Genomic DNA, 14,500 nt, shown 5'->3' with positions numbered 1-14,500 from the left:
GACTTATCCTTTTCCGAGCAGTTCGCGGCTGACCTTCAGCACGTTGTCGACGGTGAAGCCGAACTTGTCCTGCAGCTTGGCGAGCGGGGCCGATGCGCCGAAGGTCGACATGGTGATGGTCTTGCCGTCGAGGCCGACATAGCGGTCCCAGCCGATCTCGCCGCCCATCTCGATGGCGATGCGCGCGGGCACGGCCTTGGGCAGCACCGATTCCTTGTACGCCTGATCCTGCAATTCGTAGCGGTGCCAGCTCGGCATCGACACGACGCGCGCCTGCACACCCTCGGCCTTGAGCTTCTCGTAAGCATCCAGCGCGAGGCTCACTTCGGAGCCGGTCGCGATCAGGATCAACTCCGGGCTGTCGCTGTCGGCGAGCACATAGGCACCCTTGGCGACGCCGTCCGCGCTGGCGTATTTCGAACGATCGATCGTCGGCAGCGCCTGGCGCGAGAGGATCAGCGCGGTCGGGTGATTGGCCTTCGAAACGATCGCCTTCCACGCCGCCGCGACCTCGTTGGCATCGGCCGGGCGGATCGTGTCGAGACCGGGGATCGCGCGCAGCGTGACGAGATGCTCGATCGGCTGGTGCGTCGGGCCATCCTCGCCCACGCCGATCGAATCGTGCGTGAACACCCACACCGCGCCCAGCTCCATCAGCGCCGAGAGGCGCACCGGCGCGCGCATGTAATCGAGGAAGACGAAGAAGGTCGAACCATAGCCGCGCAGGTGCGACAGCGTCATGCCGTTCACCACCGCGCCCATGCCGTGTTCGCGCACGCCGAAGTGGAAGTTGGTGCCGCCGTAATTGTCCGCCTCGAACGAGGGCGCGCCCTTGATGTCGGTCTTGGTCGACGGCGCGAGATCGGCCGATCCGCCGAGCAGCCACGGCACGCGCTTGGCGATGGCGTTGAGCACCTTGCCGCCCGCATCGCGGCTGGCGAGGCCCTTGGCATCCGCCTCGAACACCGGAATGTCGGCGTCCCAGCCCTCGGGCAGCGAGTCCGACAGGATCGCGTCGAGCTCGGCCGAGAGGTCCGGGAAGGCGCTGCGATAGCTTTCGCGCGTCACTTGCCAGGCCGCATGCAGCGCGCCGCCGCGGCTCGCCAGCGTCTGCTGGAACGCCGCCTGTACGCCCTCGGGCACGTAGAAATTCTTGTCCTCGGGCCAGCCATAGGCCTGTTTCGTGGCGCGGACATTGTCCTCGCCCAGCGGCTCGCCGTGCGCCTTTTCGGACCCGGCGCGCGGCGAACCCCAGCCGATCACCGAATGGACGACGATGAAGGTCGGCTTGTCGGTCGTCGCCTTGAACGTGTCGAACGCCGCGGTCAGTGCGGCGATGTCGTTGGCGTCGTCGACATGAATGACGTTCCAGCCATAGGCCTGGAAGCGCATGCCGACGTCCTCGTCGAACGCGAGATCGGTGCCGCCCTCGATCGAGATGTGATTGCTGTCGTAGATCCAGCACAGGTTGGAGAGCTTGAGGTGCCCCGCCAGCGACGCGGCTTCCGCCGAGACGCCTTCCATCATGTCGCCGTCGCCGCACAGCGAGTAGACGTCATGGTCGAACAGCACGTGATCGGGCTTGTTGTAGCGCGCCGCGAACCAGCGCTCGGCGATTGCCATGCCGACCGAATTGCCGCAACCCTGCCCCAACGGGCCGGTCGTGGTCTCGACGCCGGTGGTGTGGCGATATTCGGGATGGCCCGGCGTCTTCGAGCCGAGCTGGCGGAAGGCCTTGATGTCGTCGAGGCTGAGCGCGGGCTTGCCGGTCTTGCGCCCTTCCGCATCGATCTCCTCGATCCCCGCCAGATAGATCAGCGCATAGAGCAGCATCGAGGCATGGCCGACCGACAGCACGAAGCGGTCGCGGTTGGGCCAGTCGGCAGCGGCGGGATCGTAGCGCAGGAACTTCGTCCACAGCGTATGGCCGACCGGCGCCAGCGCCATCGGCGTGCCGGGGTGGCCGGAATTGGCCGCCTGCACCGCATCCATCGACAAGGTGCGGATCGTGTCGATCGCCAGCCGCTCGGGGCTGCCGTCCTCGTGCAGACCTGCGACCGGGGCAATGGTGGGGGCGTCGGACATGCAGGGAACCTTCGTTGCTGGTGACCCTAACGCCACCATGTTGATGTGGTTGCGTGAAACCGTCGTCACCCGACCGTTTCGCGCGCGTTCCGCTCGCCTATACGGGCCGGGTCTGTCGAGTCACGCGCCCGTTTGTCGCGATATAGGCGGCATCGACCTCCGACACGAACAGTCCGTGGCCCAAAGCGCCGGGAATCCGGGCGATTTCGTCGGCCAGACGGCACGGATCGTCGATTGCCGAAAATGCGCAGTCGAGGATGATATTGTTCTGATCGGTCGCAAACGGCGCCCCGCCGCGGTGCCGGAGCGTGACTTCCGCGCCCAGCGACTCAAGCCGGTCGGCGACGAAGGCGCGTGCGAAGGGCAAGGTTTCGACCGGCACCCCCGCGCGACCGATGGCCTCGACGCGCTTCGATGCGTCGGCGATCACCACCATGCGCAGCGCCGCGCTGGCGACGATCTTCTCGCGCAGCATCGCCCCGCCGCCCCCCTTGATAGCGTGGAGACGCGCGTCGATCTCGTCCGCGCCGTCGATGCAGAGGTCGATCGCGGGCACATCGGCGAAATCGAGCATGGCGATCCCTGCGGCGCGCGCCAGCCGCTCGGTTTCCAGCGACGTCGCGACCGCGCGGACGGCGAGCCCGCCGCGCACCAGTTCCCCCACGCGCGCGATCGCGAAGGCGGCGGTGGTGCCCGTGCCGAGCCCGATCAGCATCCCGCTCTCGATCTCTTCCGCGGCGGCGAGCGCAGCGGCGCGTTTGTCTGCTTCGTTGGCCACTTCGGTCTCCGCATACGCTTCAGAATTCCCCTCCCTGGAAGGGAGGGGAGAAGAACCCTGTCCTACACTAGCGTAATCCGGCATGAAGCGGACATGGTCGCCACCGCCCTCGCGTCTCCTCTATCGCAATTCGTCTCTTGCCACTCGGTTCGTCGCATTTTCGCGGTGATGTTGCGTCACCTTCGACACCTTCGCCCACGCCGTTCGTGAAGAAACGCGCGAGCAACGATATTTTTCTGGCGAGCAATGCCTGCGCAAGGCATTGCCGCCTCCCATGATCGAGAAAATCCTCACCTTCCTCGCCACCTGGATCATCTGGGTGATTTCCAGCGGCGGCTATCTCGGCATCGTGCTGCTGATGGCGATTGAATCGGCGTGCATCCCGCTGCCGAGCGAGATCATCATGCCGTTCGCGGGCTATCTGGTGTGGAAGGGCGAGATGAACCTGCTGCTGGTCGCCACAGCGGGCGCGATCGGCTGCAACCTCGGCTCGATCGTCGCCTATGAGATCGGCAAGCATGGCGGCCGGCCGCTGGCGGAGAAATGGGGCCGCTACGTCCTCGTCGGCCCCGGCGAGCTCGATACGGCGGATCGCTTTTTCCAGCGTTTCGGCGGCATCGCGGTGCTGATCGCGCGGCTGCTGCCGCTGATCCGCTCGTTTATCGCCTTTCCGGCGGGCGTTGCGCGGATGCCGCTGGTGCCGTTCCACATCTACACCTTCATCGGATCATGGCCGTGGTGCTTCGGGCTGGCGTGGCTCGGCGCGACTTTGGGCGAGAAGTGGGACAGCGATCCGCGCGTGAAGGCCGCTTTCCACTCCGCCGACGTGGTGATCGCGGTGGTGCTGCTGGCACTGGCGGGCTTCTTCGTGTGGCACCGCCTGCACGGCCTCAGGAAGCGCTGAGCTTCGCTTCCGCATCGCGCGTCCAGCGCAGGATCACCCACAGCGCGGGCAGCGCAACGACGAGGTAGAGCAATATCCCGCGCCACCCCGGCCAGCCCCAGAAGTCGTTTGGAAGGGTGCGGAACAGGCCGAGCGGCACCATCGTGCGGATCGTCAGATCCCACACCGGATTGTCATACGCCTCGGACGCGAACACGTCGGTCGATGCGATCGCGAAGTTGAGCAGCATCGATACCGCCATCAGCCCCATCAGCCCGGCCCGCGCCCACCGCCCGCTCCATTGCGCCCAGACGCGCGCCAGCCCGATCGCGAGGAAGGGAATCGCCGGCACCGCATGGCGCGGCCCCATCGACGCACCGCCGTCCCAATAGACGTAGGACGCGTTGACGGTGACGACGATGACGACCAGCATCGCACACAACACCCCGAGGTCGCGCGTCACCCGGTCGCGGATCAGCTGCACCAGCCCCCACGCCCCGAGCAGGATCACCGGCGAACACCACAACAGCCCGCGCCGCGTGCCGAGCAGGATGCCGAACAGCGCATCGGGCTTGGGATAGGTCAGCCCGAACAGCCCCTGCTGCATGCCGTTGAAACCGACCACGCCCGAATAGCCGAGCCGGAACGGCGTCCCGAACGCCGCGATGTTGTAAGCGAACAGCGGAAGGACCGTCACCACCGCGACGCCGACCGCGACGCCGAGCACACGCCAGCGCTGCGCCGCCGGATGGCCCCACGCCCGCCACAGCGCCCACAGCCCGATGGCGACGCCGCCGAGCGCTGCCGGAAACTCGATCACCACCGCCCAGCCGAGCGCCGCCCCCGCCATCACCGGATAGTGCCAGCGCCCGAAATCGCGCACGGTACTCGTGCCTCGCCAGATCGCCCAGGTCGCGATCAGCAGCAGCGCCGCGACCGGCGCGTGGCCGAACAACGTCGTCGACCAGCCCCACACGATCGATCCCATCGCATAGCCCAGCGCCGCGAACGTCCCCGCCGCCGGGCTGCCGGTGATGCCCGTCGCCAGATCGAGCAGCAGCACGCTCGCGAACGCGGTCAGGATCGCCACGCCCAGCGCCACCGCGACGCGCTGCCGCACCGCCATGAAACGCCCGAGCTTGGGATTGGTCACGTCGATCACATAATCGCGCGTGTCGCCGCCCGTCGCCGCCTTGAAGCCCCATACGACCGGCAGCGCCATCAGCGTCATGCCCGGCGCCTTGTCCATGTAGAAATGCTCGCCGAACTGCGCCTTGTCGATCGTCAGCGATTGGTAGCGGTCGATCCTCGTCTCGCCACGCTCGACGATGGCGATGGCGGCGAACAGACGGGTCGCGTTGTTGGGGTTGAACTCCCACGATCCGAACCAGACGCACGAGAACCAGACGAGGCCGAACAGCGCCAGCGCGACCGCATGGGGGCCGCGAACGGTCTTTACGTCGCGCATCGCCTCAGCCGAACAGCCAGCTGCCCAGCATCCGGCCGAACGGGAAGGTAAAGAAGCCCGCGATCAGCAGCGCCCCCGTCACCATGCCGCGCACGATCCGGCGGTGGCGGACGATATTGTGCTGCCGCGCCGACAGCCAGACGAGTGGCGCCATGACGACGACGAACACCGAGAGGATGTGGATCAGGCTGAACTGCCCCGACGATCCGCGCACCCCGAACGAAATCGCGGCGGTCAGGAACATCGCCACGACCCAGATCTTGCCGAGCTGCCGGTGCAGCCTCGTACCGCGCGGGCGCAGCAGCATGACGGGCGTCAGCACCAGCGCGATCAGGATCGTGACGAGGTGCGCCCACACGATGCCGGGCACCTGCCCCCAGTGCGGATATCCCTTCGCCAGCGCGACGATCACCGCCGCCAGCAGCACGATCGCGCCGGCCGACAGCAGCTTCTCGTACAGGTCGGGCGTCAGCGGTTTCACCCGCTTCGCTCCGTCAGCCATCGTCGCCAAATCGTGCCCCCAAATCCGTACCGGGGCACGTTAGACGATTGCTGCGCCGACCAAAACCCGCCGCGCGTTACGGCAGCGATTCTTCCATCACGCGCTGGTCGGCCTTGCGCTCCTTGTTGGTCGCGCGGTTGTTCTTCGATTGCTGGAGGAAGCAGCCGGTATTGCCGCCCGGTCCGACGGTCGAGCAGCTGCCGATGCCGCTCGCGCCGGCATTGTCGGTCGCGGCGACGCGCGCCGCCCAGGATTCGTTCTGCGGCGTCACCTTAAAATCGCGCAGCTCCTTGGGGATGCGGAACTGCTCGCTCGCCGGGCGGCGGACACAGACCACGACCTCGTTGCCCTCATTGTCGGTCGGGCATTTCTGGTCGCCATAGATGGTCATCGTCGGAATCTGCTTGTTGGCCTGCGCCACAGCGGGGGCGCTCGCCAGGGCGGGTGCCAGGCACAAGGCGGTCGCCGCCAGTCGGAATAGGGTCTTGCTCGTCATCGCATCACTCCCGAAACGGGTCCCAGCCCGTCAAAATCGCTTGGCGGCCGCAATCGCGACGCGGCAGCCCAGCCCGATCAATCCACTCAACACCGGATAGCCCGGCACGTTCTCCGCCCCCGAAGCCAGCGCGGTCGCGCGGTGCTCCAGTTCTTCCTCCTGAAACTCCTCGATCGCCGCCGAAAGCTCCGGGTCGCTGTCGCCCAGCGCGGCGCGCTGATCCGAATAATGCCGGTCGATCTCGGTCTCGACCGCGGCGGTACACGCCATCGCCGCCTCCGGCCCAAGCGCCGCCGTAACCGCACCAAGGGCAAAACCAGCAACGCTCCACACCGGTTGCAACACCGTCGGCCGTACACCCCGTTTCGCGACCATCGCGTCGAAAAACGCCTGATGTCGCGTTTCCTGATTCGCCATGCCCGCGATGGCGCGCGCGGCGGGCGTGCGATCGCCCATTACCGCCAGTTGCCCGGCGTAGATGCGCGTCGCGCCATATTCGCCGGCCTGATCGACGCGGATCATCGACGCCGTATTGCGCCGCCGGTCGCCGGGTTTCCAGCCGCCGCTCACCGGCTGCGCCTCGTCAGCAGGCCGAGGATGATCAGCCCGGCGGGGATCGAGATGAGGGCGTTGAACCCGGCCAGCGAGATGCCGAACAGCCGCCACTGCGCAACGTCGCAGCGAATGATCGGCGCGGCGATCAGCCGCTTGAGCATGTCCTCGGGCGATCCGCCGCTGCCCGACATGGTCGTGGTGCAGGCGGTGATGCCGTTCCACCAATGATATTCGACGCCGGCGTGGAACAGGCCGATCGCCCCGCTCACCAGGATCGCGAGGCCCGCGATGGCGACCGGCAAGCGCCGCCGGATCTTGCCGCGCACCAGGAATGCGAAGGCCGCGAAAAAGAGCGCCACGAACAGCGGATACCGCTGCCACCAGCACATTTCGCACGGATAGAGCCCGCCGACATATTGGAACGCATAGGCCCCGCCGAGCAGCGCGGCGGGCACGGCAAGCGCGAGGGCGCGCGCGGTGGTGGCGGGATCGCGGACCATCGTTACTTCTTCGACGCCACCTGCGCGACCGGGCCGAGCCGCTTGATCGCGTTCAGCGCGTAATAGAGCTGGAAATCGTCGATGCCCTTGGCCTTGAGCTGCTCCGGCGTCGCCGAGAAGCGCGGATCGGGCTTGCTGTCATCCTCGACCGCGGCATTGTCCGCCTTGGCCTCGTTGATGAGGTGGCGGCGCAGATCGTCCTCGCGGAACACCGGACGGCGCTTGTAATCGGGATCGGAGATTTCGGGCACCTGCACGTCGGGCTCGATGCCGCCTTCCTGCACCGAACGATCCGACGGCGTGAAATAGCGCGAGGTGGTGAGCCGCAGGGCGGCGTTCGAGCCCATGTCGATCACCGTCTGGACCGAACCCTTGCCGAAGCTGCGCTCGCCCATCACCAGCGCGCGGTGATGATCCTGCAGCGCGCCCGCGACGATCTCCGACGCCGACGCCGTGCCGGCGTTGGTCAGCACGATTACCGGCAGCCCGCGCGAAGGATCGCCCTTGAAATAGCTTTCGGCATAGAAAGTCTCGACGTCGGCCCGGTCGCGCCCGCGCTGCGAGACGATAACGCCCGAGGACAGGAAATTGTCGGCGACCGCGACCGCCTCGTCGCGAAGCCCGCCGCCATTGTCGCGCAGGTCGACGACATAGCCGGTCGGCGCATGACCGAGCTGCCGGTTGATGCCGACGATGGCCGCGTTCACGGCGTCGCCGGTGTGCTCCGAGAAGGAGTTGATGTTGATGATGCCGACGCCGTCCTTGACCGACCATTTGACCGGCTTCTGCACGATCGTCTCGCGCACCATCGACACCTGGATCGGCTCGGGACGGCCGGGGCGCAGGATCGTCAGGCTGATCTTGGTGCCGGGACGCCCCCGCATCTTCGCGATCGCCTCGTCCAGCGTGTCGCCGAAGATCGACTTGCCGTCGATATGCGTGATGTAATCGCCCGCCTTCACGCCCGCGCGCCAGCCCGGCGTATCCTCCTGCGGCGCGATCACCTTGACCGCGCTGTCCTCCGCCGTGACGGTCAGGCCGAGGCCGCCGTAGCTGCCCGTCGTCTGGATGCGGAGGTTGTCGTAATCGAGCCCGGTCTCGTAGCCGCTATGCGGATCGAGCGCGGCGAGCATTCCGTCGATCGCGCCCTTCACCAAAGTCTTGTCGTCGACCTTGTCGACATATTCCGCCTTCACGCGATTGAAGACGTCCATGAACAGCGCGATTTCGCGGTACGTGCTGCTGTCAACCGCGGCCATCGCCTGGGTGCCGATCGGCACGACGGCGAGGACGGCGGCGATGGCGGTGGCCTGAAGAAACGCGCGGGACATCGGCAGCTACATTCCAGTCTTCACGAAGGATCGGCCATCGTAGCGGCTTTCCCCGCGAGACAAAAGCATGCTTGCGGATGAACCGTGGCTGAGCGGGACTACGTACTCGTCGCGGAAAGTCACACTAAGGTCACACTGATCGCGCCTGTTTCCGCGAAAGCGATCGTCCGCTTGGGGGGCCGGCGATGTCGAAAGACCAGCGCCCTGCATCTCGCAGATCGACGGTCTGTAGGACAGCCCCTCACCCCACCAGCGGCGTCATGTCCACCGGCCGGTCGCGGCGGCGCAGTTCGACCGTCACGCGCGCATCCTCGCCCTCGCCCGCACGGCCGATCGGGGCGCCTTGCGCAATGCGCTCGCCGACCTTGCACGTCGTCGCCGCGAGGCCGTCGACCAAAGTCGTCCACCCGCCGCCATGATCGAGGATGACGATCGTGCCGTAATCGCGGAACGGCCCGGCATAGGCGACGCGCCCGACAGCGGGGGCGATCACCTGCGCGGCGGGTGCCGAGGCGATGGTGAGCCCGCGCGAGCGCACGCCGCTGTCGGAAAGCTCGCCGAAGCCGGTCACGATCCGCCCGACGACCGGCAGCCGGTACGGCGGCGCGGCCGCCGACCACGACACCGTATCGAGCGGGGAGGCGACCTCGCCCGGGCGCGGCGGGCGCGGCAGCGGGCCGGGCAGCGTCGCCAGACTCTCGCGCACCGACGCCTGATCACCAAGCTTGGTCATCAGATCGACGATGTCGCGCGCGCGCTCGCCGAGCGCGATGGCGCGGTCCGATTCGAACAAAGCATCGCGGCCGAGCGCGCGCGACTTCAGCCGGTGCTCCGCCTCCAGCCGGGTGAGCGCGAGGCGCTGCGCCTCCAGCCGGGTGCGGCTCTCGGCGAGCGCGGCGGCGGCGAGCGTCGCGTCGGCCTGCAAAGCGCGCGTGCGATCGAGATCGGCGCGCAAGGCGGCGGTGCGGGCGCGCACGATCGGCATCGTACTGGCGAGGACGGCGCGGACATGGACGAGATCGTCGACCGACCCCGGCTGGACGATACTGATCAGCGACGGGCGTCTTGCGAGCGATTGCAGCGCCGCGATCAGCCGCGCGATCGGCCCCTGTTTCTCGGCGAGGCGCGCGCGCTGATCGGCGAGCAATTTGCCGGTGATGGCGATGCGTGCCTGCCCGGCGGCGATATCGGCCTCCGCCTGCTGGACGCGCGCGGCGACGGCGGCCTCCTGCGTGCGCGCCCTGGCGGCCTCGTCCTTCTCGCGGGTCGCGGCGGCTTCGAGCGCGGCGGAGCGCGCGGCGGCGGCGACCGACTCCGCCTTCGCCATCGCGAGCCGCCCGGCCTGATTTTCCGGCGCGCCCTGCGCGACCGCGACGGCGGCGATCACCGCCGTTCCCGTTACCGCGCACAGAATGAGCCCGCCCCGCATCGGCTATCCCTCGCGGTGATAGGGGTGATTGGCAAGGATGCTCGTCGCGCGCCAGAGTTGCTCGGCGAGCATCGCGCGGGCAAGCATGTGCGGCCAGGTCGCGCGGCCGAAGCTGAGGAGAAGGTCGGCCTCCTTGCGTTGCGCATCGTCGAAGCCGTCCGCCGCGCCGATCAGGAAGCGCGTTTCGCGCGTGGCTCCGTCGCGCCATCTCTCGAGCCGCGCGGCGAAGTCGCGCGAGCCCATCACCTCGCCGGTTTCATCGAGCATGACGATTTTCGTTCCCGGCTCGACGGCGGGCATCTTGCCGCCGGTATCGGGCAGTTCGGTGACCTTGAACGGCCAGCTCAGCCGTTTGGCGTAGCGATCGACCAGCTCGGCCTCGGGCGACCGTCCGATGCGCCCGCGCGCGACGATGTGAAGGAGCATCCCCTACTCCGCTCGGTACGAACGGCGGATTGGATCAGGCGCTCGCCACCGGCGTCGGTGCGTCGCCGAAGGCCCACATCTTCTCGAGATTGTAGAAGCTGCGCACTTCCGGGCGGAAGAGGTGGACGATCACGTCGCCCGCGTCGATCAGCACCCAGTCGGCGGTCGGCAGGCCCTCGATCCGCGACGTGCGACCGAGTTCCGCCTTGATCTTCTCCGCCAGTTTCTGCGCCATCGAGGCGACCTGGCGCGTCGACTTGCCGCTCGCGATCACCATGTGATCGGCGATGCTCGATTTGCCCGCGAGCGGGATCGAGATGGTGTCGACCGCCTGATCGTCGTCGAGCGACGACAGGACGAGTTGATGCAACGCCTCGACTTCATCTGAGTCCGACGCGCGATAGGATTGGGGTGCAGAGGCCAAGTGGGTTCCTAAAGTGTGGGTGGTTCGGGGTCATGCCCCAGTCTTTCGACAAAACGCAGTTGCCAGGCGGGATCGGCTGCACGCAGCCGGGTCGCCGAGGTCGGGTCGAGACGGAATCGCAACAGCACGAGTGCCGGCATTCTCCACTTCGTCCAGCGCATTGCCTGGTTTGCGGGCCGGATGAAGCGCCGCAACCAACCCATCGCGGGAGCCGCGAGGGCAGCATGATCATAGCCCGGTCTGGCCGCAACCGCAATCGGAACCTCGCGCGCGATCCGCCGCCATCCTTTCCAGCGATCGAACTGGGCGAGATTGTCCGACCCCATCAGCCAGATGAAGCGGTTCTTGGGGTACAGTCGGCGCAATTTTACGATCGTGTCGACGGTGTAGCGCGTGCCGAGCCGCACCTCGATCGCGCTGACGCGGATGGGGGCATAGCGCGCCATCTTGCGCGCCGAGGCGAAGCGTGCGGCGAGCGGCGCCATGTCGCCGCTCTTTTCCTTCAGCGGATTGCCGGGCGACACCAGCCACCACACTTCATCGAGCCCAAGCGCGTCGATCGCGGCAAGGCTGATCGCGCGGTGCCCCTTGTGCGCCGGATTGAACGACCCGCCGAGGATGCCGATGCGGTTCAGACGTCGCGCCAATTCTGTCGGCCGTGGTGAATACGCAAGATCTCTATGGCCGGCTCTTTCAGGCGATAGACCAGCAAATATGGTGTCGATGCGACGCCCCACTTGCGTGCTTCGCTGTCCGGGATCGCGGGCCCGGCGCGCGGCGCAGTGACGAGGAAAGCGGCCGCATGCTCGATCCGGTCAGCCATGCGCTCCGCAACATCCAGGGAGTGTTGGGACCAGTAGTCGTCAATGTCCTGAAGATCAGCAATGGCGAGATCGGACCAGAATATCTGGCTCATGCAATCCCGCGCGACTGCCTTCGTTGACGCAGACTCGCGAATACCTCGCCGTGCGGCGTAAGTTCGCCACGATCGGCGGAGTCGATACCAGCCTGAACGAAGGCGCGAAAATCGGTATCGCTCTCCGCGGCACGGCGAATGGCTTCAGCCGCATATGCCTCGGGCGACATACCGCGTTCCGCCGCGACACGATCTAGCATCGCGCGGGTATCGGCATCTAGCGCCGCCGTGATTCCGCTATGGGCGTTCATGCACTCAGAATATGCCCTTGCCGGCTGATCATCAAGGCCGGACCTGACCGCTGCCCCGCCCGATCCACTTGTACGTCGTCAGCCCTTCCAGCGCGACGGGGCCGCGCGCGTGGAGGCGGCCGGTGGCGATGCCGATTTCCGCGCCGAGGCCGAATTCGGCGCCGTCGGCAAACTGCGTCGAGGCGTTCCACAGCACGATCGCGCTGTCTACGCCCGCGAGGAACGCCTCCGCCACCTCCGCATCCTCGGCGACGATCGCGTCAGTGTGGTGCGAGCCGTGCCTAGCGATGAAGCAGAGAGCGCCTTCCAGCCCGTCGACAAGCCCGGCGCTCGCGATCGCCTCAAGATATTCGGTGTCCCAATCCTCGTCGGTCGCGGGAACGAGATCGGGGACGATCGCACGCAGGCCGGGGCCGCCGCGCACCTCGCATCCGCTCACCTTCAGAGCCGCGATGAGCGCGGGGATGGCGGGATAGGCGCGGTCGATCAACAGCGTCTCCATCGCGCCGCAGACGCCGGTGCGGCGCATCTTGGCGTTGACGACGATCGCCTCCGCCATCGCTTGATCGGCGGAGGCATGGACGAAGACGTGGTTGATGCCGTCGAGATGCGCGAGCACCGGCACGCGCGCCTCGGCCTGGACGCGCGCGACGAGGCTCTTGCCGCCGCGCGGCACGATCATGTCGATCACGCCTTCCGCCGTCAGCATCGCGCCGACCACCGCGCGGTCGGTGATGGGGACGAGCTGGACCGCGTCGGCGGGCAGGCCGTTCGCCGCCAGCGCGCCCGCGAAGACGGCGTGGATCGCGCGATTGCTCTCGATCGCTTCCGATCCGCCGCGCAGGATGACGGCATTGCCCGACGCCACGCAAAGCGCCGCCGCATCCGCCGTCACGTTGGGACGGCTTTCGTAGATGATGCCGATCACGCCGATGGGTACGCGCACGCGCGACAGCACGAGCCCGTTGGGCCGTTCGACCGTATCGATCACGCGGCCGACCGGATCGTCGAGCCCGGCCACCGCCGCGACGCCGTCGGCCATGCCCGCGATCCGCTTCGCATCCAGCCGCAGCCGGTCGAGCATCGCCGGCGACAGGCCGTTCTCGGCCCCGCGCGCCATGTCAAGCGCGTTGGCCGCTTCGATCTCCGCCGTCGCCGCGCGCAGGCCCTCCGCCACCGCCAGCAACGCCGTGCGCTTGGTGTCCGCCGGCAGCGCCGCAAGCATCGCGGCGGCATTGCGGGCGCGGGCGCCGAGATCGGCGACCAGATTTTTGGGCAGGGATTGATGCTCGGTCATGACGGTGCCGCCGATATCACGCCTATCGCCTTTCGCGAAGTCGATGATATTCGTGGCGGGATGAACGGGGGAATCGAAGCAGCGGGCGATATCGCCACGGGCGCTCTGATCGGGCGCGCCGTCGAATCGGAGGCGGGCGAGCAGCACGGGCAAGGCACGCACGGCGGCGGCCTCTGCCTCAATTGCGGCACCGCGCTGCAGGGCGAGTTCTGCTTCGCCTGTGGGCAGACGGTGCATATCCACAACACGCTGCACTCGCTGTTCCACGATCTCCTCCACGGCGTCTTCCATTTCGAGGGCAAGATCTGGCGGACGCTGCCGATGCTGTTCCGGCGGCCCGGCCAGCTCACGCGGCGCTACATCGCCGGTGAGCGCGCGCGCTTCATCTCGCCGCTCGCGCTGTTCCTGTTCTCGGTGTTCCTGATGGTGGCGACGATCGAGACGATCGGCGGGCCGTTCTTCGCCAAATCGCACGTCAAGGGGCCCGACAAGGTGCTGGTGAGCGGCAAGGTCGCCGAACAGCTGAAACAGGCGCGGGCGACCGAGACCGCGCTGGTCGCCGAGCGGAAACGGCTCAACAAGGCCGACGCCGACACCGATGCTGTCGACGAGAAGATCGACGGTGTGCGCGAGCAGATCAAGGCGCTGCGTGCGACCGGCGTCGCGATCGATACCGCCAATACCGACATGGCGAAGCTCAAGGTCGATACCGGCAATGCCTTCATCGATGATCGTGCCGCGCATGTCCTGAAGGAACCGCGCTACTACGCGTACAAGCTGCAATCGACCGCCTACAAGTTCAGCTGGGCGCTGATCCCGATTTCGCTGCCCTTTATCTGGCTGCTGTTCGCCTTCCGCCGCGACGTCGGACCCTACGATCACGCGATCTTCGCGATCTATTCGCTGTCGGCGATGACGCTCGGCGTGGTGGGTCTCAGCATCCTGCGCTGGATCGGCATTCCCGGCACGCTCATCTGGCTGGCGATCGCGATCGGCGGGCCGTTCCATATGTACCGGCAGTTGAAGGGCGCCTACGGCCTGACGCGCGGCGGCGCGCTGTGGCGGACGGCGGCGCTCGTCCTTTTCGCGGGGCTGGCGTGCGCGCTGTTCTTCGCGCTGCTGGTCGGCTTCCTCGTCGGCCCGGCCAGCGAATAAACGG

At 67.3% G+C, this 14,500-nt stretch carries 17 protein-coding genes; 2 read left to right on the top strand and 15 right to left on the bottom strand.

Annotation, left to right across the window (positions count from 1 at the left end; genetic code table 11):
• Window positions 1–3: 3 nt before the first annotated feature.
• Both tkt and rpiA read right to left on the bottom strand, forming a co-directional pair.
• Window positions 4–2,085 carry a transketolase gene (tkt, locus tag Q5H94_RS05110; protein WP_304560133.1) on the bottom strand — a complete coding sequence of 694 codons (2,082 nt, stop codon included), beginning with the start codon at window positions 2,083–2,085 and terminating at the stop codon, window positions 4–6.
• 97 nt (window positions 2,086–2,182) lie between these two features.
• Complete coding sequence (gene rpiA, locus Q5H94_RS05105) at window positions 2,183–2,863, bottom strand: ribose-5-phosphate isomerase RpiA (protein WP_304560132.1); 681 nt, start codon at window positions 2,861–2,863, stop codon at window positions 2,183–2,185.
• 274 nt (window positions 2,864–3,137) lie between these two features.
• Between rpiA and Q5H94_RS05100 the strand changes: the two genes are divergently transcribed.
• On the top strand, window positions 3,138–3,767 hold the full coding sequence (locus tag Q5H94_RS05100) for a DedA family protein (protein WP_304560131.1): 630 nt from the start codon (window positions 3,138–3,140) through the stop codon (window positions 3,765–3,767).
• Here the strand turns inward: Q5H94_RS05100 and Q5H94_RS05095 are convergent.
• From Q5H94_RS05095 to Q5H94_RS05035, 13 genes are all read right to left on the bottom strand, one after another.
• Window positions 3,754–5,214, bottom strand: coding sequence for a glycosyltransferase family 39 protein (locus Q5H94_RS05095; RefSeq protein ID WP_304560130.1), 1,461 nt, complete (start codon window positions 5,212–5,214; stop codon window positions 3,754–3,756). The genes Q5H94_RS05100 and Q5H94_RS05095 overlap by 14 nt on opposite strands.
• Window positions 5,215–5,218: 4 nt before the next feature.
• The gene (locus Q5H94_RS05090; RefSeq protein ID WP_304560129.1) at window positions 5,219–5,725 is read right to left on the bottom strand and encodes a DUF2306 domain-containing protein; all 507 of its coding nucleotides are present in this window, start codon (window positions 5,723–5,725) and stop codon (window positions 5,219–5,221) included.
• 67 nt (window positions 5,726–5,792) lie between these two features.
• Complete coding sequence (locus tag Q5H94_RS05085) at window positions 5,793–6,212, bottom strand: hypothetical protein (protein WP_304560128.1); 420 nt, start codon at window positions 6,210–6,212, stop codon at window positions 5,793–5,795.
• 30 nt (window positions 6,213–6,242) lie between these two features.
• The gene (locus Q5H94_RS05080) at window positions 6,243–6,734 is read right to left on the bottom strand and encodes a demethoxyubiquinone hydroxylase family protein (RefSeq protein ID WP_304560177.1); all 492 of its coding nucleotides are present in this window, start codon (window positions 6,732–6,734) and stop codon (window positions 6,243–6,245) included.
• 44 nt (window positions 6,735–6,778) lie between these two features.
• Window positions 6,779–7,267, bottom strand: coding sequence for a disulfide bond formation protein B (locus Q5H94_RS05075; RefSeq protein WP_304560127.1), 489 nt, complete (start codon window positions 7,265–7,267; stop codon window positions 6,779–6,781).
• A gap of 2 nt (window positions 7,268–7,269) precedes the next feature.
• A complete protein-coding gene (locus Q5H94_RS05070) occupies window positions 7,270–8,598 on the bottom strand; it encodes a S41 family peptidase (protein WP_304560126.1) in 1,329 nt (442 codons plus the stop codon).
• Between the two features lie 241 nt (window positions 8,599–8,839).
• Window positions 8,840–10,027 carry a murein hydrolase activator EnvC family protein gene (locus tag Q5H94_RS05065; protein WP_304560125.1) on the bottom strand — a complete coding sequence of 396 codons (1,188 nt, stop codon included), beginning with the start codon at window positions 10,025–10,027 and terminating at the stop codon, window positions 8,840–8,842.
• Between the two features lie 3 nt (window positions 10,028–10,030).
• Window positions 10,031–10,453: a 23S rRNA (pseudouridine(1915)-N(3))-methyltransferase RlmH gene (locus tag Q5H94_RS05060; protein ID WP_304560124.1), complete on the bottom strand. Its 423-nt coding sequence runs from the start codon at window positions 10,451–10,453 to the stop codon at window positions 10,031–10,033.
• 34 nt (window positions 10,454–10,487) lie between these two features.
• Window positions 10,488–10,877: a ribosome silencing factor gene (gene rsfS / locus Q5H94_RS05055; RefSeq protein WP_304560123.1), complete on the bottom strand. Its 390-nt coding sequence runs from the start codon at window positions 10,875–10,877 to the stop codon at window positions 10,488–10,490.
• 8 nt (window positions 10,878–10,885) lie between these two features.
• Window positions 10,886–11,512, bottom strand: a complete 627-nt coding sequence (locus Q5H94_RS05050) for a nicotinate-nucleotide adenylyltransferase (RefSeq protein WP_304560176.1) — start codon at window positions 11,510–11,512, stop codon at window positions 10,886–10,888.
• A complete protein-coding gene (locus Q5H94_RS05045; protein WP_304560122.1) occupies window positions 11,509–11,793 on the bottom strand; it encodes a type II toxin-antitoxin system RelE/ParE family toxin in 285 nt (94 codons plus the stop codon). Before Q5H94_RS05045 ends, Q5H94_RS05050 begins: the two co-directional genes overlap by 4 nt.
• Window positions 11,790–12,044 (bottom strand): CopG family transcriptional regulator, encoded by a 255-nt coding sequence (locus tag Q5H94_RS05040; RefSeq protein WP_304560121.1) that lies wholly within the window; start codon window positions 12,042–12,044, stop codon window positions 11,790–11,792. The genes Q5H94_RS05045 and Q5H94_RS05040 overlap by 4 nt, the downstream gene beginning before the upstream one ends.
• A 31-nt stretch (window positions 12,045–12,075) precedes the next feature.
• On the bottom strand, window positions 12,076–13,341 hold the full coding sequence (locus Q5H94_RS05035; RefSeq protein ID WP_304560120.1) for a glutamate-5-semialdehyde dehydrogenase: 1,266 nt from the start codon (window positions 13,339–13,341) through the stop codon (window positions 12,076–12,078).
• A 60-nt stretch (window positions 13,342–13,401) separates the two neighbouring features.
• Between Q5H94_RS05035 and Q5H94_RS05030 the strand changes: the two genes are divergently transcribed.
• Window positions 13,402–14,496 (top strand): DUF3667 domain-containing protein, encoded by a 1,095-nt coding sequence (locus tag Q5H94_RS05030; RefSeq protein WP_431312140.1) that lies wholly within the window; start codon window positions 13,402–13,404, stop codon window positions 14,494–14,496.
• Window positions 14,497–14,500 lie beyond the last annotated feature (4 nt).

The organism is Sphingomonas immobilis (assembly GCF_030580995.1).
GTDB classification, from domain to species: domain Bacteria; phylum Pseudomonadota; class Alphaproteobacteria; order Sphingomonadales; family Sphingomonadaceae; genus Sphingomonas; species Sphingomonas immobilis.
Note: the sequence above shows the minus strand (reverse complement) of the source record. Positions and strands in the feature narration are given on the sequence as shown.

What these genes read in the sequence shown, in the direction of transcription:
- Q5H94_RS05040 (WP_304560121.1), bottom strand. Translation starts at nt 12,044, where the DNA reads ATGAACGCCCATAGCGGAATCACGGCGGCGCTAGATGCCGATACCCGC.
- tkt (WP_304560133.1), bottom strand. Translation starts at nt 2,085, where the DNA reads ATGTCCGACGCCCCCACCATTGCCCCGGTCGCAGGTCTGCACGAGGAC.
- Q5H94_RS05085 (WP_304560128.1), bottom strand. Translation starts at nt 6,212, where the DNA reads ATGACGAGCAAGACCCTATTCCGACTGGCGGCGACCGCCTTGTGCCTG.
- Q5H94_RS05045 (WP_304560122.1), bottom strand. Translation starts at nt 11,793, where the DNA reads ATGAGCCAGATATTCTGGTCCGATCTCGCCATTGCTGATCTTCAGGAC.
- Q5H94_RS05095 (WP_304560130.1), bottom strand. Translation starts at nt 5,214, where the DNA reads ATGCGCGACGTAAAGACCGTTCGCGGCCCCCATGCGGTCGCGCTGGCG.
- Q5H94_RS05100 (WP_304560131.1), top strand. Translation starts at nt 3,138, where the DNA reads ATGATCGAGAAAATCCTCACCTTCCTCGCCACCTGGATCATCTGGGTG.
- Q5H94_RS05075 (WP_304560127.1), bottom strand. Translation starts at nt 7,267, where the DNA reads ATGGTCCGCGATCCCGCCACCACCGCGCGCGCCCTCGCGCTTGCCGTG.
- Q5H94_RS05035 (WP_304560120.1), bottom strand. Translation starts at nt 13,341, where the DNA reads ATGACCGAGCATCAATCCCTGCCCAAAAATCTGGTCGCCGATCTCGGC.
- Q5H94_RS05060 (WP_304560124.1), bottom strand. Translation starts at nt 10,453, where the DNA reads ATGCTCCTTCACATCGTCGCGCGCGGGCGCATCGGACGGTCGCCCGAG.
- Q5H94_RS05030 (WP_431312140.1), top strand. Translation starts at nt 13,402, where the DNA reads ATGAACGGGGGAATCGAAGCAGCGGGCGATATCGCCACGGGCGCTCTG.
- Q5H94_RS05080 (WP_304560177.1), bottom strand. Translation starts at nt 6,734, where the DNA reads ATGATCCGCGTCGATCAGGCCGGCGAATATGGCGCGACGCGCATCTAC.
- Q5H94_RS05065 (WP_304560125.1), bottom strand. Translation starts at nt 10,027, where the DNA reads ATGCGGGGCGGGCTCATTCTGTGCGCGGTAACGGGAACGGCGGTGATC.
- Q5H94_RS05070 (WP_304560126.1), bottom strand. Translation starts at nt 8,598, where the DNA reads ATGTCCCGCGCGTTTCTTCAGGCCACCGCCATCGCCGCCGTCCTCGCC.